The 17,363-nt window shown below is 65.4% G+C and carries 14 protein-coding genes and 1 pseudogene; 8 read left to right on the forward strand and 7 right to left on the reverse strand.

The genetic code is table 11. The features are described from left to right. Positions 1-41: 41 nt before the first annotated feature. The 4 genes and pseudogenes from AC5ZG1_RS04300 to trpB all read left to right on the forward strand — a co-directional run bounded on the left by AC5ZG1_RS04300 (position 42) and on the right by trpB (position 2,973). Complete coding sequence (locus AC5ZG1_RS04300; RefSeq protein ID WP_283813271.1) at positions 42-392, forward strand: integration host factor subunit beta; 351 nt, start codon at positions 42-44, stop codon at positions 390-392. Between the two features lie 81 nt (positions 393-473). Next, a complete protein-coding gene (locus AC5ZG1_RS04305) occupies positions 474-866 on the forward strand; it encodes a LapA family protein (protein WP_130226703.1) in 393 nt (130 codons plus the stop codon). 60 nt (positions 867-926) lie between these two features. Next, positions 927-1,559: pseudogene (locus tag AC5ZG1_RS04310) on the forward strand (phosphoribosylanthranilate isomerase); the annotation flags it as partial. 196 nt (positions 1,560-1,755) lie between these two features. Further along, positions 1,756-2,973, forward strand: a complete 1,218-nt coding sequence (gene trpB, locus AC5ZG1_RS04315; protein WP_028167305.1) for a tryptophan synthase subunit beta — start codon at positions 1,756-1,758, stop codon at positions 2,971-2,973. 82 nt (positions 2,974-3,055) lie between these two features. Here the strand turns inward: trpB and AC5ZG1_RS04320 are convergent, their stop codons facing one another. Continuing rightward, a complete protein-coding gene (locus tag AC5ZG1_RS04320) occupies positions 3,056-3,400 on the reverse strand; it encodes an endonuclease domain-containing protein (RefSeq protein ID WP_130226701.1) in 345 nt (114 codons plus the stop codon). 72 nt (positions 3,401-3,472) lie between these two features. On the opposite strand from AC5ZG1_RS04320, the gene trpA reads away from it, so the two are divergent. From trpA to AC5ZG1_RS04340, 4 genes are all read left to right on the forward strand, one after another. Then, positions 3,473-4,309, forward strand: coding sequence for a tryptophan synthase subunit alpha (trpA, locus tag AC5ZG1_RS04325; protein WP_496132059.1), 837 nt, complete (start codon positions 3,473-3,475; stop codon positions 4,307-4,309). A 92-nt stretch (positions 4,310-4,401) separates the two neighbouring features. Continuing rightward, complete coding sequence (accD, locus tag AC5ZG1_RS04330; protein WP_130226699.1) at positions 4,402-5,343, forward strand: acetyl-CoA carboxylase, carboxyltransferase subunit beta; 942 nt, start codon at positions 4,402-4,404, stop codon at positions 5,341-5,343. Continuing rightward, positions 5,340-6,683: a bifunctional folylpolyglutamate synthase/dihydrofolate synthase gene (locus AC5ZG1_RS04335; protein WP_496132060.1), complete on the forward strand. Its 1,344-nt coding sequence runs from the start codon at positions 5,340-5,342 to the stop codon at positions 6,681-6,683. The genes accD and AC5ZG1_RS04335 overlap by 4 nt, the downstream gene beginning before the upstream one ends. 2 nt (positions 6,684-6,685) lie before the next feature. Continuing rightward, positions 6,686-7,426: a metallophosphoesterase family protein gene (locus tag AC5ZG1_RS04340; protein ID WP_496132093.1), complete on the forward strand. Its 741-nt coding sequence runs from the start codon at positions 6,686-6,688 to the stop codon at positions 7,424-7,426. Between the two features lie 92 nt (positions 7,427-7,518). Here AC5ZG1_RS04340 and AC5ZG1_RS04345 read toward each other — a convergent pair whose 3' ends face one another. From AC5ZG1_RS04345 to AC5ZG1_RS04370, 6 genes are all read right to left on the reverse strand, one after another. Then, positions 7,519-8,541 carry an ATP-dependent DNA ligase gene (locus AC5ZG1_RS04345; RefSeq protein ID WP_496132094.1) on the reverse strand — a complete coding sequence of 341 codons (1,023 nt, stop codon included), beginning with the start codon at positions 8,539-8,541 and terminating at the stop codon, positions 7,519-7,521. A 206-nt stretch (positions 8,542-8,747) separates the two neighbouring features. Next, entirely contained in the window at positions 8,748-9,068 is a 321-nt protein-coding gene (gene trxA, locus AC5ZG1_RS04350; protein ID WP_027580982.1) for a thioredoxin, read from the reverse strand. 64 nt (positions 9,069-9,132) lie between these two features. After that, entirely contained in the window at positions 9,133-12,657 is a 3,525-nt protein-coding gene (addA, locus tag AC5ZG1_RS04355; RefSeq protein ID WP_496132061.1) for a double-strand break repair helicase AddA, read from the reverse strand. Beyond that, complete coding sequence (gene addB, locus AC5ZG1_RS04360) at positions 12,651-15,797, reverse strand: double-strand break repair protein AddB (protein WP_496132062.1); 3,147 nt, start codon at positions 15,795-15,797, stop codon at positions 12,651-12,653. Before addB ends, addA begins: the two co-directional genes overlap by 7 nt. Before the next feature lie 198 nt (positions 15,798-15,995). Beyond that, complete coding sequence (locus AC5ZG1_RS04365; RefSeq protein ID WP_456644501.1) at positions 15,996-16,718, reverse strand: nucleotidyltransferase family protein; 723 nt, start codon at positions 16,716-16,718, stop codon at positions 15,996-15,998. A 242-nt stretch (positions 16,719-16,960) separates the two neighbouring features. Then, positions 16,961-17,287 carry a PilZ domain-containing protein gene (locus tag AC5ZG1_RS04370; protein WP_496132063.1) on the reverse strand — a complete coding sequence of 109 codons (327 nt, stop codon included), beginning with the start codon at positions 17,285-17,287 and terminating at the stop codon, positions 16,961-16,963. Between the last annotated feature and the right edge of the window lie 76 nt (positions 17,288-17,363).

The following is a 17,363-nucleotide window of genomic DNA, read 5'->3' on the forward strand; positions in this document are numbered from 1 at the left end:
ATTTAGCGTCTTGACAGTTCAAGGCATTTTCACGGAAATGGATATCCGCAAGGTCCCGGGCCACACTCTCGATGATCAAATCCGAACTTGTTCAGCGTATCGCCGAGCACAACCCGCATCTCTACCAGCGGGATGTCGAGAACATCGTCAATGCGATCCTCGATGAGATCGTGGCTGCGCTGGCGCGCGGCGATCGGGTTGAGCTGCGTGGATTCGGCGCATTCTCCGTGAAGCATCGTCCGGCGCGGGCCGGCCGCAATCCGCGAACGGGCGCGCATGTGCCGGTCGATCAGAAGAGCGTTCCGTTCTTCAAGACCGGCAAGGAAATGCGCGAGCGCCTGAACCGCGACAGCGATGCCAGCGGCGGCAACTCGCCGGAATCGAGCGCCTGATCTCGCGGAGTTCGCTGGCGCATCCGCGTCTCCGGTTGCTATAGATCGGCACGCGATTGTCGGCCGATGCGAGGGATGGTGATGCGAAAGTTCTTCACGACGCTGCTCGTCATCCTGCTTGGCCTGTTCTTCATCATCTTCGCTGTTGCGAACCGTCACCTGGTGACGGTTTCATTCGATCCGTTCAATTCGACCACTCCGACGGTGGCGATAACGCTGCCGTTGTTCCTCGTGCTCATTATCGTGGCGATCCTGGGCGTGCTCGCGGGCGGGGTGGCGACCTGGTTCCAGCAGCATCGCTGGCGCCGCGCGGCGCGACAGCATGAGGCTGACGCCCGGCAGGCCCGGGCGGAGCTGGCCGATCTGCGGGCGACCTTGGCCGCAGCTCAAGCCGAACGGCGTCGCCTCACAGCCCCATCAAATGGCGGTTCAGCGGGGGTCGTCGGGCGAGACAAGCAGGGCGCGACGTTGTAGAACCCGCCCCGTCCGTGCCGGAGCTGCAAGTTTCGGCCGTTGCAGCGCTCCTGAGAGACCATGTCCCTGCTCGTCAAAATCTGCGGCCTGTCCACGCGCGAGACGCTCGACGTCGCGCTCGATGCCGGTGCCGACATGGTTGGCTTCGTGTTCTTTCCGCCCTCGCCGCGGCATCTCTCGCTCGAGACCGCGCGGGAGCTCGGCCGGCAGGCGAAAGGCCGTGCCGTGAAGGTGGCGCTCACCGTCGATGCGGATGACGCCACCCTCGAAAACATCGTCGAGACGCTGCAGCCCGACATCCTGCAACTGCACGGCAAGGAGACGGTGGCGCGCGTGCGCGACATCAAGCAGAGGTTCGGCCTGCAAGTGATGAAGGTGCTCGCCGTCGAAACGGCGGCCGATCTCGCGCCGCTCGCAGGCTATGCCGCCGTCGCCGACCGCATCCTGTTCGACGCGCGGGCCCCGAAGGGCGCGACCCGGCCGGGCGGGCTCGGGGCGGTGTTCGATTGGCACGTGCTGGAACAGCTCGAGCTTGCATTGCCCTTCATGGTCTCAGGCGGGCTCAATGCCGACAATGTCGCTGAGGCCGTCCGTGTCACCCGTGCCGGCGGCGTCGATATTTCGTCCGGCGTCGAACGGTCGCCCGGCATCAAGGATCCCGAGCTGATCCGCGCTTTCATCCGCGCCGCGCGTGGCGTCCCTTCACCTCTCCCCGTTCACGGGGAGAGGTCGGATCGCGTTAGCGATCCGGGTGAGGGGGAGTCTCCGCGATCACAACTGCTAGCGAATTTGCGGCGAGAGCCCCTCACCCCGACCCTCTCCCCGCAAGAGCGGGGCGAGGGAGTAGAGACAGCGCGCCCGCGCGCGCCACAGAAGAATTGATGGTTCGATGAGCCCAGCACTACCCAACTCTTTCCGCAGCGGTCCCGACGAGCGCGGGCATTTCGGCATTTTCGGCGGACGTTTCGTCGCGGAAACGCTGATGCCGCTGATCCTCGACCTCGAAAAAGCCTATGCCGAGGCCAAGGCCGATCCTGCCTTCCAGAAGGAGATGGACGGCCATCTGAAGCACTATGTCGGGCGGCCGTCGCCGCTCTACTTCGCCGAGCGGCTGACCGAGCATCTCGGCGGCGCAAAAATCTATTTCAAGCGCGAGGAGCTCAACCACACCGGCTCGCACAAGGTCAACAATGTGCTTGGCCAGATCATGCTGGCGCGCCGCATGGGCAAGAAGCGTATCATCGCCGAGACGGGCGCCGGCCAGCACGGCGTCGCCACCGCGACGCTGTGCGCGCGGTTCGGGCTCGAATGCGTGGTCTATATGGGCGCGGTCGATGTCGCGCGGCAGCAGCCCAACGTGATCCGCATGGAGATGCTGGGCGCCAAGGTGGTCCCGGTGCAGTCGGGCGCGCGCACCCTGAAGGATGCGATGAACGATGCGCTGCGCGATTGGGTCACCAATGTGCACGACACATTCTACTGCATCGGCACGGTGGCTGGCCCGCATCCCTATCCGATGATGGTGCGCGACTTCCAGTCGATCATCGGCATCGAAACGCGCCAGCAATTGCAGGAGGTCGAGGGCCGCCTGCCGGATTCGCTCGTCGCCTGCATCGGCGGCGGCTCCAATGCGATGGGGCTGTTCCATCCCTTCCTCGACGATCCCTCGGTCGAGATCTTCGGCGTCGAAGCCGCCGGTCACGGACTGACGCAATTGCATGCGGCGTCGATCGCGGGTGGCCGGCCCGGCGTGCTGCATGGCAACCGCACCTATCTGTTGATGGACGAAGACGGCCAGATCCAGGAGGCACATTCGATCTCGGCCGGCTTGGACTATCCCGGCATCGGCCCCGAGCACGCCTGGCTACACGAGACCGGCCGCGTCAACTATCTCTCGGCGACCGATGAGGAAGCGCTGGAAGCCTTCCAGTTGCTGTCGCGGCTCGAAGGCATCATCCCGGCGCTCGAGCCCGCACATGCCATCGCCAAGGTGATGGAGCTCGCACCGAAGCGGCCCAGGGATCACCTGATGGTGGTCAACCTCTCCGGCCGCGGCGACAAGGACGTGCCGCAAGTCGGCGACATCTTGAAGGGCCGAAACAAGTGACCTCTCGCCGCCGCTCCCTTTCTGACCTCTCCCCGCAGGGGAGAGGTCGGCTGCGCAGCAGCCGGGTGAGGGGTCTCTCCGCTCACTCGAACCGAAGTGAGGTTTCGATCATCTCAAGCACCCCGTCGAGATTCTCATATACGTCCGTATTCGAGACGCGCACGACGAGGAAGCCGCAGGCTTCGAGAACCTTTGTTCGCGCCTCGTCGTACTTGATCTCTGAGTCCCTGGAATGGGTCGCTCCGTCGACCTCGACGATCAATTTCCCATCGAGCGTGACGAAATCGACGATGTACCGATCGATTGGATGCTGGCGGCGGAATTTCCATCGCGCCAGCTTCCTGTTGCGCAATGCCTGCCAAAGTTTGGCCTCGGCGCTGGTCTGCGACGCGCGGAGGCTTCGTGCTCTTGCCTTGAACCTCTCCATCCCCCTCACCCGGCTGCTGCGCAGCCGACCTCTCCCCGGAGGGGAGAGGTATAGCACAGCGAATGCCGCGCCATGACCACCCGTATCGATGCACGTTTTGCCGAGCTTGCGAAGCAGGGCCGCTCCGCTTTTGTCACCTTCGTGATGGCCGGCGATCCCGACCCTGCGACATCGCTCGACATCCTCAAGGCTCTGCCGAATGCCGGTGCTGATATCATCGAGATCGGCATGCCCTTCACCGATCCGATGGCGGATGGGCCGTCGATCCAGGCAGCGGGGCTGCGCGCGCTCAAGAGCGGCATGACGCTGAAGAAGACGCTCGAGATGGTGCGCAGCTTCCGCAAGGATGATAACGCCACGCCGCTGGTGCTGATGGGCTATTACAATCCGATCTACATCTATGGTGTCGACAAGTTCCTCGCCGATGCCAAGGCCGCGGGCGTCGATGGCCTGATCATCGTCGACCTGCCGCCGGAGGAGGACACCGAGCTGTGCCTGCCGGCGATGAAGGCCGGGCTCAATTTCATCCGCCTGGCGACGCCGACCACTGATGACAAGCGTCTGCCGGCGGTGCTCGCGAACACCTCGGGTTTCGTCTACTATGTCTCGATCACCGGCATCACCGGTGCCGCGGCGGCGGACGCTACGGCGGTCGGCGAAGCGGTGGCGCGCATCAAGCGGCATACCAAGTTGCCGGTCTGCGTCGGTTTCGGCATCCGCACCCCAGAAGCCGCGCGGGCCATTGCCGAAAGCGCCAATGGTGCGGTGGTCGGCACCGCGCTGGTCGATGCCTTGCGCGGCAGCCTTGACGCGGAGGGGCGGGCTACCGCCAAGACTGTGACCGCCGTGGCCGACCTTGCCGCCGCGCTGTCACAGGGCGTACGGGGCGCCAAACAAGCGGCCGAATAGGCTGCAATCGTCGTTGCAGGCGGCTTGCCGGGCGTTACCCGGCCCGCCATATATTCAGCCAATGCGGAACCGACCGCATTTCGGAGCGAAGCATGAACTGGCTCACCAATGTCGTCCGGCCGAAGATCCGCAGCATCCTGCGGCGCGAGACGCCGGAGAACCTTTGGATCAAGTGCCCGGATTCCGGGCAGCTCGTGTTCTACAAGGACGTCGAGGCCAACCAGTTCGTCATTCCCGGTTCGAATTACCACATGCGCATGGGCGCGGTGGCGCGGCTGAAGTCGATCTTCGACAACGAGACCTGGTTCGACGTGGCGCTGCCGGACGTAACACCCGATCCGCTGAAGTTCCGCGACGAGCGCAAATATGTCGACCGCATCAAGGATGCGCGGGCCAAGACCAGTCTCAATGACGCGATCAAGGTCGGATACGGCAAGCTCGAGGGCGCGGGCGTCGTGATCGCGGTGCAGGATTTCGACTTCATGGGCGGCTCGCTCGGCATGGCTGCCGGGGAGGCGATGGTGCGCGGGCTCGAGCTCGCGGTCGAGAAGAAGTCGCCCTTCATCGTGTTCGCCGCCTCGGGCGGCGCGCGGATGCAGGAAGGCATTCTGTCGCTGATGCAGATGCCGCGCACGACCGTGGGCGTGCAGATGTTGCGCGAAGCCAAGCAGCCCTACATCGTCGTACTGACCAATCCGACCACCGGCGGCGTCACCGCCTCCTATGCGATGCTGGGAGACGTGCATATCGCCGAGCCCGGCGCGCTGATCGGCTTTGCCGGCGCGCGCGTGATCGAGCAGACCATCCGCGAGAAACTGCCGGACGGATTCCAGCGCGCCGAATATCTGCGCGACCACGGCATGGTCGATATGGTCGTGCATCGCCACGACATGCGCGCGACGCTGGCGCGGCTGTGCCGCCTGCTCACCAAATCGCCGCCGCTGCAGGTGCCCTCGAAACCTGCGCCGGAGGTCACGGCACCCACCCAGATCGTCTCGGCACCGGAAACCGTGCCGGCAGCGCCGCACGCGTGAGCGTACCGGCCGCCCAGCCATCGCCGCCGCTCGGCGAGCTGGTTGCGCGCCTGTCGGCGCTGCATCCGAAGACGATCGACCTCAGCCTCGATCGCATGCATGGGCTGCTCGCGCGGCTCGATCATCCCGAGCGCAAGCTGCCGCCGGTGATCCATGTTGCCGGCACCAACGGCAAGGGCTCCACGATCGCCTATTTGCGTGCGATCCTGGAAGCGGCCGGCTTGCGTGTGCATGTCTTCACCTCGCCCTATCTGGTGCGACTGAACGAATGCTATCGCCTTGGCCGCGCCGGCGGCGGCGCGCTGGTCGGCGACGACGAGTTGCACGCGGTGCTCGAACATTGCGAACGCGTCAACGACGGCCAGCCGATCACGATCTTCGAGATCGAGACCGCGGCGGCGTTCTGCCTGTTCGCCCAGCATGCGGCCGACGTCACGCTGCTGGAGGTCGGTCTCGGCGGCAGGCTGGATTCGACCAATGTGATTGAGACGCCGCTCGCCTCCGTCATCGCGCCGATCAGCATGGATCACACCGAATTCCTCGGCGACACGCTGACCGCGATCGCAGGCGAGAAGGCCGCGATCATCAAGGGCGGCGTGCCGGTGATCTGTGCCGAGCAATCGCCTGATGCGATGACCGTCGTCGAGGCTCAGGCGGCGCGCCGGCGCGCGCCGCTGCACGTGGCCGGACAGCAATGGCATGTCGGGGTCGAGCGCGGCCGGCTGGTTTATCAGGATGACCGCGGCCTGATGGATCTGGCAGCGCCAAAACTGTTCGGCCGTCATCAGTTCGACAATGCGGGACTCGCGATCGCGACGCTGCGTGCGATCGAGGCGTTCAAGATCGGGATCGCCTCGTTCGAGGCCGGTATCGTCAATGCCGAGTGGCCGGCGCGAATGCAGCGTCTGGCGTCGGGCGCGCTGGTCAATCTGGCGCCGCCGGGCTCCGAGATCTGGCTCGATGGTGGACACAATGCCGAAGGCGGGCGCGTGGCGGCCACTGCGGTCGGCGATCTCGAAGAGCGCGTGTCGCGTCCGCTGGTGGTGATCGCCGGCATGATGGCGAACAAGGATGCATCCGGCTTCCTGGCCAATTTCGCCGGTCTGACGCGCCACATCATCGCGGTCGAGATTCCGGGCCGTGCGGGCGCGATGCCGCCGGAGCGGCTGGCGGATGCGGCGCGCGCGTTCGGCATGCGCGTCGAGATCGCAGCGAGCGTGGAGGCCGCGCTGCATGCGCTTTCGCAGCTTGCTTACGAGGTGCCGCCGCGCATCCTGATCACCGGCTCGCTCTATCTCGCCGGCCATGTGCTCGACGTGAACGGCACGCCGCCGGCATGACGCTGCGCTTTGCCGCCATCGCCGACGTGCACGGCAACTATCTGGCGCTGGAAGCTGTGGTTGCTGATATCCGCGCGCAGGGGATTGCCGATATCGTCAATCTCGGCGACATGGCGAGCGGTCCGCTGGACGCGCGGCGGACGATGGACACGCTGATGGCGCTCGGTGCCGTTCACGTACTTGGCAATCACGATCGCTATCTCATCGATCGGCCGCCGGAGAAGATGGGCTCGTGGGACCGGCCGGCGTACGCGCAACTCGATCAAAGCCATCTCGACTGGCTGCGTACCGTGCCGCCGACACGGGTGTTCCGTGATCAGGTCTTTCTCTGCCATGCGACGCCTGCCGACGATGAAGTCTATTGGCTGGAGACAGTGCTGCCTGATGGCACGGTGCGGATGGCATCGCTGGAGACGATCGAGCAAGCTGCCGGCGGCATCAGCCAGCCGCTCATCCTCTGCGGCCACAGCCATCTCGCGCGTGCGGTGCGGCTTCGTGACGGCCGCCTGATCGTCAATCCTGGCAGCGTCGGTTCTCCTGGCTATCGCGACGTCCATCCGTACAAGCATGTCGTGGAGGCGGGCACGCCCGACGCGCGCTACGCGGTCCTGGAATTAGCCGGCGGTGCCTGGCGGGTGACGTTCCGCCATGTGCCCTACGATCACGACGCCACGGCCGCGCTGGCGCGCGAGAATGGCCAGTTGGAACTGGCATCGGCGCTGGCGACGGGGTGGATCCGCTAGCACGATGCCGTAGCCCGGATGGAGCGGAGCGTAGTCCGGGGAAAGTCTGTCCACGTGCGGAAAGCCCCGGATTGCGCTGCGCTTCATCCGGGCTACGATTCCTGCGCCTTCAACAGCTTCATCGGATCGACGGCCTTCTGCTTCAGCTGCTCGAAGGTGCATTGCCGCGGTGCCTTGTCCGGGCGCCAGCGCAGGATCGAGGTGCCGTGGCGGAAGCGCTCGCCGCTGAAATGATCGTAGCAGACCTCGATCACCAGTTTCGGCGTCAGCGGACACCATTGCGCGGAGCGTTCGGTCGACCAGCGGCTCGGGCCACCAGGCGCATTCCCGGTGAAGCCGGGCTTTGCGATCAGCGTCTCCAGCTTTGACGTCAACGCCAGCTTCTCCTCGCGCTTGATGGCGGAGGTGAAGCCGACATGGTGCAACAGGCCGTCATCGTCATAGAGGCCGAGCAGGAGCGAGCCGACGACGTTCCGGCCGCCGATCTTGTTGGTCGCGTAGCGAAAGCCGCCGACGACGCAATCGGCGCTGCGGAATTTCTTGATCTTCTGCATGCCCTCGCGCTTGCCGGCCTGATAGGGCAGGTCGATGCGCTTGGCGATCACACCGTCGAACCCGCCGCCCGATTGCTTCAGCCACTTCACAGCCGTGGCGTAGCTTGTGGTGACGGGCGATAGCCGAAATGTTGGAGTGGACTTGAAGTGCGCTTTGGCGAAGGTTTCGAGCGTTGGCCGTCGTTGGCTCAACGGCTCGGCGGAAAGCTTCTTCTCTGTGGCCGTCGCGAGCAGGTCGAAGGCGATGAACAGCGCCGGCGTTTCGTGCGCCAGCTTCTTGATGCGGCTGGCAGCGGGATGAATCCGCTGCAGCAGATCGTCGAACGAGAACGTCTTGCCATGCGGCACGACAATTTCGCCGTCGAGCAGGAAAGAGCTTGCCTTCAACTTGAGCGCTGCGGCGATCAGCTCCGGAAAATAGCGGCCGAGATCTTCCCCGGACTTCGAGCGCAGGTCGACCTTCGCACCCTGGCGCGCGAGCAGGCAGCGGAAGCCATCCCATTTCGGCTCATATTGCCATTCGTCCCCGCGCGGGATGGCATCGACCGAACGGGCCTCCATCGCGACCAGCGCGGCGGAATCGGAAGCGGTCTTTCGGCGGGGAGACGGCACGGGCGAGGGCCTTTAGATCCTTTTGTTTGAGCATGATCTTTTCGGAAAACCGGTTTCCACTTTTCCGGATCATGCTCTAGCGCAACACACGCTCCCTCAACGCAAACGGCCGGCTATCCGCCGGCCGTTGTCGAAAATTATTCTAAGGAGACGGATCAGACCGCAGCGGAAATCCACTGCTGCAGCTTCGCCTTCGGTGCCGCGCCGACCTGGCGCGAGGCCATCTCGCCGCCCTTGAAAATCATCAGGGTCGGGATCGACATCACACCATATTTGGAAGCCGTCTTCGGGCTCTCGTCGACGTTGAGCTTCACGATCTTGACCTTGTCGCCCATCGAGCCCGCGATCTCGTCCAGCGCGGGCGCGATCATGCGGCAGGGGCCGCACCATTCGGCCCAGAAATCGACCACGACAGGTCCGGTCGCGTTGAGCACTTCGGCTTCGAAATTGGCGTCAGAAACCTTGCCAACGGCCATGGGGTACCTCGTTCGGTTGGAAGAAAAAGGCGGGATTTGAGTCGCGCCGGATCGTACGACAAACCTATGAACGCACCCCTGCCGGGTCAAGCTCGGTCACGCCAGCATGATGGGATGCCAGCTCCCTGTCCAGCGAGGAGGCAGAAATCTCCATCATTTCAGTACTTTCGGTCCAGAGCAGGGCGGCACGGACAGGACGTCCGGGATAAAGCTTGCGCAGCACGGCCCGGTAGAGCGCGAGCTGCCGGATGTAGCCCCTTGGGGCCTCGGCCGCAGTTTTCGGCGGGGCGTGGTTGGTCTTGAAATCGACGATCAGGATGTCGTTCGGCGTCACCACCAGCCGGTCGATCTGGCCGGATACCAGCGCCGGCGATTGTCCGAGCCGTTCGAGCCGGCCGACAATGGGGACTTCCGCCCGGCTTCCGGCGGCGAACACCGCGGCAAAACGCGGATCGCCGATCAAGGCCAGCACGCTTTCGGCCAGCGCCGCGCGCTCCTCGGCGGTCCAATCCTCGGCATTGCGTTCGAGATAGGACAGCGCCGCACCGCGTCGGCGCTCGGGTGCGATATCCGGCAGCGACTGCAACAGCCGGTGCACCAGCGTGCCGCGCTGGATGGCGCGGGCACGCAGCACGAGCTGCTCGCCGCTGCGGACGCGGCGGCTGTCGTCGCTGGGGTCGGATGGCCGCAGCCGGCTGTCGGCGGCGAGCTCAGTCGGCGCCGGCCGCTGCAGCCAGGACGGCAGTTCGATCGGCTGCGGCGCCCCCGACACCGTGACGCCGGTCGTCGCATCGGCATCATCGGGCCGGAAATAACGCTTCACCAGGCCCGCCGGGGTCTCGATCTCCTGCAAGCTGAGGTCGGAATTGGCGAGGCCCTTGTCGATCAGGTCATACCAGGAGGAAGTCCGGACCTTCTTCATATTGCCGGGCAGGCAGCCGCCAACGATCAATCGATCTGCAGCCCGGGTCATCGCGACGTAGAGCAGGCGGCGATATTCGTCCTCGGTCTCTTCCAGCATCGCCTCGCGCGCCTTGGCGACGGGGCCGGGGTCTTCGGCCTTGCGGCCGGCCCAGACCACGACGCCGGGCCCGTGCGGCGCGCCGTTGCCCTGTGGCAGATGGATCAGCCGCAGCCGCTGCGTGTCCGCGGGCGAGGTGGTGGTGTCCACCAGGAACACGACGGAGGCTTCCAGCCCCTTGGCGCCGTGCACGGTCATCACGCGCACCTCGTCGCGCGAAATCTCCATGTCGCGCTTCACCTCGGTGTCGGCGGCACGCAGCCAGGCCACGAAGCCCTGCAGCGAGCTGGGTGCCTTGCGCTCATAGGCCAGCGCAAGCTCAAGGAATTCGTCGAGCGCATCATTGGCCTCATGGCCGAGGCGACGCAGGATGCGCGCCCGCCCGCCTTCGCCGCCAAGCAGCCAGGCATAGAAGGCGAACGGCGTAGAGTCCGCAAAGCGCCGCTCGCATCGTTCGAGCCGTTTCAGCGCGGCCGCGAGGCGCTCATCGGTCGCCCCATGCAGCGCCAGCGCGTGGCGCAGCGATCCCTTGCGCTCCCAGGCCAGCTTGAACAGATCGTCGTCGTCGAGGCCGAACAGCGGGCTCTTCAGCGCGACCGCCAGCGCCAGATCGTCCTGTGGCAGCAGCAGCGCGTCGGCGAGGTTCATCAAATCGATGATCGCGATGTGCTCGGTCAATTTCAGCCGGTCGGCGCCGGCGACCGGGATATTGGCGTGTTTCAGCGCCTGGATCACGGCGTCGAACGCGTTGCCGCGTCTTCGCACCAGCACTAGCACATCGCCGTAGGTGAGCGGCCGGCGATTGCCGCGGCTGCCGGTCATGGTGCGGCTTTCCACCAGCCGCCTGATCTCGGCCTGGATGCGCTTCGCAAGCTTCACTTCGGGGCTGGTGACGGAGACGCCGTCGAACGGCGCGCGCCAGCCCTCGATGTCCTGCCTGTCGTCGGCTTCCGCGAGCTCCCAGAGTTCGATCATGCTGGGACCGGCGTCGGCGAGCGCATTGTGGAGCGGATAGCCGTTCTCGACCGCATGGATGCTGCGATAGATCTCCTGCTCACGGAACACGTGGTCGACCGATTGCAGGATCGCGGGTCCCGAACGGAACGAATAGGTGAAGGAAACAGGATCGAATTTCAGCCCGGCATCCTCGAACTTCTTCTTCAGCTCCCGGCGGCGCAGATCGAATTCATGCGGGGCCGCGCCCTGGAACGAGAAAATCGACTGCTTCTCGTCGCCGACCGCGAACACGGTGCGGACCACACCGTCGCGCGCGCCGGCGCCGGAGGTGAATTCGGAGATGATGTGCGCGACGATGTCCCATTGCTTGGGACTGGTATCCTGCGCCTCGTCGATCAGCACATGATCGACGCCGCGGTCGAGCTTGTAGTGCACCCAACCCGAGGAGACGCGGTCGAGCATCTCGAGCGTCTTGTCGATGAGGTCGTCATAGTCGAGCAGCCCGCGCTCCAGCTTTTCGCGGCGGTAGTTCGCGGCCGCCGCAGTCGCGATATGCAGCAGCGCCTCGGTGCGGTCGCGGATCGTTACGGCGCGGCGGCGCTCGATCAGCGGATGGATGCGCTGGCTTTCTGCTTCGAACAGCCGACCGATGGCGGGATTGTTGTCGAAGAATTTCTTCGTCACCACCGACTTGCGCGGCGTGCGGTCGGCGTCGGTAAGGAAGACGCCAAGATAGGCATCGACCTGCGCGCTGCCGGTGAAGACCAGCGCCTCACGCAGGCGTGACGCCTGGTCCTGGTCGGACTTGTTGCCGGTGTCGAGGACGAGCGCAATGTCCTCCCAGCGCGCGCGTGGCAGATAGGGACCATCCAGGATCGCGCGCTCGACGTCCTCGATCGAATCATCAGCGGCGACGCCAAGTGCTGCCGACATCTGGCCGGCGGCGGCCACCGCGCTGCCCGCGGCATCGGTCCAGGCCATGAAATGATCGCGGCTGAGGCAGGCTTCGCGCACCACGTCCTTGAAGGTGACGTCGGCCGCGCTCGCCATCGCCACCATCAACGCACGCCCGGTGGCGCTATCGGGATTGCGCGAGGCTTCCAGCAGCACCGCGAGATTGGCGCGCTCCATCATCTCGTTCTGGTCGCGCTCGTCGAGCACGGCGAACCGCGCCGGCACATTGGCCTCGAACGGGAATTGCTGCAGCAGGCGAGTGCAAAGCGCGTGGACGGTCTGCACCTTCAGCCCGCCCGGCGTCTCCAGCGCGCAGGCGAACAGCTTTCGCGCTTCCCGTCGGAGCCTCACATTGGGATGGGCAATGCCGGCTTCACGGATCGCTGCGTCCAGCGCCGTATCGTCGAGGGTGACCCAATGGCCGAGCGTGGAGAACACCCGCTCGGCCATGTTGGCCGCGGCCGCCTTGGTGAAGGTGATGCAGAGGATCTTTTCCGGCGGTGTGCCCTCCAGCAACAGCCGGATCACGCGCTGCACCAGCACATGGGTCTTGCCTGAACCGGCATTGGCGGACACGAACGCGGACGCCTTGGGATCGGACGCGCGCGCCTGCGTGGCGCGCACCGCGTCGGGAATGGGGCGCGGCGCTTTCACCATTCCTCTACTCCCAGGCCGCCGGCCGCGGACCATTCCTTGATGCGGGCGAGGTCGTCATAGGTGCCGTAGCGGTTGGCCCACATCGAGAGATTCAGCGAGGTGTAGGCCTGGTTCTCGTCCTCGAATTGACGGATCAGTTTTTCCAGCTCCTTCCGCGCGTGGTCGGCGGCATCGTCGGGCGATTGCGGCGTATCGCCTGGTCTGATCTTCAATTCCAAGGTCCGCTGCTCGCCCGGCGGGTTGTTGCCGCTGAGCCTGACATAGGTGAGCTCGCCGACGGATGCACCGGCCGGAATTCCCTCAAAGCCGCCCTCGCGCAGGATCGCGGCTTCCAGCGTGAGCTGCGGCGACAGCCCCATGCGCACCTGCTTGCCGGTCGGCGGCTGCCCGGTCTTGTAGTCGAGGATCGCAAACGAGCCGTCATCGTGGTGCTCGATCCGGTCGGCGCGCGCCGAAAGCGTGAAGGTGCGCGCATTGTCGAGGGGGATGCCGATCTCGCCACGGATCTCGGCATTGATCGCCGCGATAGCGCCGCGCCGCGCGGTCTCCCATTCGGCAAACCATGCCGCGATGCGCTGGAAGCGCGGCCACCACAGCGCCCGTGCTTCCGGCCGCTCCATCAACGGCGCAAAATGCTTGCCGCCGATCTCGCGCAGGGCGCGAAGCGGATCGTCCGGCAGCGCGGCGGCGAAGCTTTGCGTGAATTCGCCGAGCGCCGCGTGGATTGCCGAGCCGCGATCGGCCGCCGACAGCGGCATGTCGACGGGATCGAGCGGATCGAGCCGCAGGATATATCTTGCGTAGATCGTATAGGGATCGCGCAGCCAGTCCTCGATCGCGGTCACCGACATCTTGAGCGGCCTAGTCGCAAGCGGCGGCTTCGGCGCGGGCTGTGCGATCGGCTCGACCTTGTCCGGCCGGTCGAGCTCGGCGGCGTAATGGACGTATGTCTCGCCCGCTGCTTTCGCAGCCTTCCAGCGCGCCTCGCCCGCGACCGCCTCAAACCGGTGCAGGAAGCGCGAGGCCACCGCCGGCGCGCCGCCGACCTTGGCCGAGTGGGTGAGGATCACATCGTCAGTGCCGAGCAGTTGCGCAAAGTCGTGGGCGGAAAGGCCGATACGCCGTTCCGGCAGGTCGAGCCCGAGCTCGTGCCGCATCGGCCGGCTGAGCCAGGGATCGATCCGCGGCGCCGGCGGCCAGACGCCTTCCACGAGCCCGCCGAGGATCACGCGATCGGTTTCCGTCAGTCGCGCTTCGAGCTGGCCGAAGATGTGCAGTTGCGCGCGCGGCGATTCCGGGCGACGCACCATGCGGTCGGCAAACGCAGTCTGGAAGGCGTCGGGATAATCGGAGAGCGGGACCATCACGCCGCTCAGCTTCTTGGCGCCCACGAGATCATCGAACGCGGATGCGAGCACGGAACCGGCCTGCTCTTCGAAGGCGACGGCGATGCCGTGCTGATCGCAGGACAACGCAGTGAGAGCCTCGCGATGACGGAGCGCCAACTCGGCAAAATCGTACGGCTTGGATGCGCTGAGACTTTCAAGCGGTGCAAGCGCGGCCCTCAGCTTTGATATCAGCGACTGCGCCTGGTCGAGCTCGACGTCGCGGAGCCGGGTCCGTTGTTCGAGGGCATGAAGCGATGAGGTCTCGCCGCGGCGCAGCTTGGCGAGTTCGCTGCGGAAGCGTTCGAAGTCGCGGGCAAGGCCTTCGCTGCCGGCTTGCGGCCGCGTGCCGCGCAAGAGCGCCAGCTCCAAGACTTCGGTCGCGCGAAGGCAGGCGCCCGGCGCGGCGCCGAGCCGGAACAGCGGATGTTTCAAGAGCGCGAGCAGCGTCGGTGGCTCCAATCCCTTGGTCGCGGCTTCCGCGGTGAGGCGGGCGAAAACGCCCGATGGCGTGTCCATCAGCGCTTCACCGCCGGAATCGTCGAATTCGAGATTCCAGCGCGTCAGTGCCGCCATCACCCGCCGCGCCAACGCGCGGTCCGGCGTGACCAGTGCGGCGGATTTATTGAGATGCCTCGCCTCGCGCATGGCAATGGCGATGGCGAGCGCTTCCATCTCCGGATTCGGCGCCTCCACCACGGCGATGCCGTTCGTGCCGGCGGAAATCTTCTCGGCGATCTCGGGCTGCTCCAGCCGGTCGTGCCATTGCGCCGTGGCACTGGACGGCCGCATCGTTTCCGACATCAGCATCTCGCGCCCGCGTGGTGCCGGCGCGCCCAGAATCTCGACCTCGTCGCGCTTGATCGCGAAGCGATCGAGCAGCGCGTGCATGGCGAATTGCGGATGGTTCGATGCGGGCGGCGTGGTGAATTTGCCCTTGGCGTCGCGCATGCCGCCGATCATGTCCCAGGACTCTTCATCAAGATCGGTATCGAGCCCGGGCAGCACGACCGCGCCGTGCGGCAGCTTGGCGACCGCGTGGAGAAACTTGGCGGTCGTCGGCATCGAACCGGTCGAGCCCGCCGCGATCACGGGACCATCGGATTGTGCGGTCAGTCGCGCGGTTTCGGCCGAGATCAAGAGGTCGCGCCGCGCCGCCGGCTCGATACGGCCGACCTCGGCGAGATAGGCTGGCCAAGCCACGCGCGCGATCCGCAGGAAATCCAGCGAATGCTGCCAATATTGGTCAAGCTGATCGGGCACCAGCCTGTCGAGCGCGCTCCACTCGACGCCGCGCGTCACCATGTCGTCCATCAGCCGCGCGAGATCGCCGGCGAGCTGTAGCGTCGATGCGGGGCCGCCGACCACCTGCGGCGCGGTCACCGGGCTCTTGGCCCAGGCCGCGACCAGCCTCGCCAATGTCAGCCGCCGCTCGAGCTCGCCAAGCTTGGGCGGAATCTCCAGCGGCGCTGCGCCGCTGAATTGTTCCGCCTCTTCCGCGAAAGCGAGTTCATCCTCGTCGATGTCGCCAAGCGCAATGATGCGCGGCAGCACAGCGGCATCCGTGTCCAGGACATCGAGGAAGATCTCCCGCGCAAGCCGGCCCGCGCGCCGGGTCGGCAGATAGAGCGTCGCGTCAGCCAGCCGTTCGGGATTGCCGCGCGCGTCGAATCCCCTGACCAGGCGACCGTCAACAAGCGCGGCGATGACGGTACGCAGGAACGGGACGGAGAGGGGGACGCTGAAAACGCGCATGAGGAGCCTGATTCGGAATCAGGCAATAATATAGGCGGCCATCGCCGCGCGGTCGAACCGCCGTTCACCGGTCATCACCCGCGAAGGCGAGTGATCCAGTATTCCACAGGCACCAGTGAATAAGTCGAGAGGCTGCGGCGTACTGGATGCTCCGCATGCGCGGGGCATGCCGGCCGGAGTGTGGCGGGCCCTAGCGGATCAGGCCACGCTTTCCAAAAACGCTTCTTCCGCGGCTTGCACGGCGTCGGGGGTTCCGACATGCATCCAGACACCGTCGAGCCTGAGCCCGAACAGCCGTTCCTGCTCGTTGGCGCGGTCGAACAGCCTGGTCAGCGAGAACTCGCCTGCGGGGGCGTCGGCAAAGATCGACGGCGACATGATCGCGGCGCCGGCATAGACGAACGGCACCACCTGCTGTTCCCGCCGCTTGCGCAAGGCGCCGTCCGGCAGCATGGAATAGTCGCCGCGGCCGCCATAGCCGATGCTGCTCGCGGTTGGCGCCATCAGCAGCAGGATATCCATTTTCGCAGGATCGAAGGTCTCCGCGAGCCGCGCCAGGTTCGGCCGCACGCCATCGATCCACATGGTGTCGGAGTTGACGTGGAAGAACGGCTCACGCCCGAGCAGCGGCAACGCCTTCACCACCGCGCCGCCGGTGCCCAGCACGTTGTCACGCTCGTCCGAGATGATCACGCGCGGCTGCTTCCGCGTCTTGACGTGCTCGATGATCTGGTCGGGCAGATAGTGCACATTGACCACCGCCTCGCTCACGCCGGCAGCGGCAAGCTTGTCCAGGACATGATCGAGCAGCGGCTGCCCCGCCACGCTCACCAGCGGCTTCGGCATATGGTCGGTCAAAGGCCGCATGCGCAGGCCGAGACCGGCGGCGAGGACCATGGCTCTACGGGGGGTGACGGACATTCTTCCGGGCTCTCGAACCGTTCAAATCGTGACGCGCGCTATCCTATCACGCCGATTTGGGGCGCGCATAAGGTCGACGCGATAGTCGCCGGACATGACGCCCGTGCGACGGGAAAGAAAACGTCCTGGATCATGATCCGATTCGACAAAATCGGGATCATGATCTCATCTCCTTGTTTGAGCATGATCTTTTCGGAAAACCGGTCTCCACTTTTCCGGATCATGCTCTAAAACAGCAGTCTTCAGACCTCGGCGGGTTGCGAGCCGCGCTTGCCCGCCTTCTTCTTCTTGTCGCCTTGCTTGAGGAAATTGACCCCGATCTGATCGCCGTTGACCCAGGACAATTCGCAGCGGCGATAGGCAAGCCCGGTCGATGACAGCAGCAGGAAGAACTCCTTCAGGTGCAGGCCCTCCACGGAGCCCTCGACCGTCAGTTTGGCGCCCGTCTCGGAAACGTCTTCCATGGTGCAGTCGCGCCGCCACGTGCCATCGATCCCCATCATGTGCGCGGGAATGCCGCGTTCGAAGGTGACACGCTCGCCGCGGCGCCGTTCTGTCTTCATCGCCAAACTCAATCGTTAACCAAGCCGCGCTCTGCATCCGGAGCGTGTGTCACACTAGGGCGGCTCGGGCTAACAGGGGGTA

The sequence above is a fragment of the Bradyrhizobium sp. Leo78 genome, from assembly GCF_059512425.1.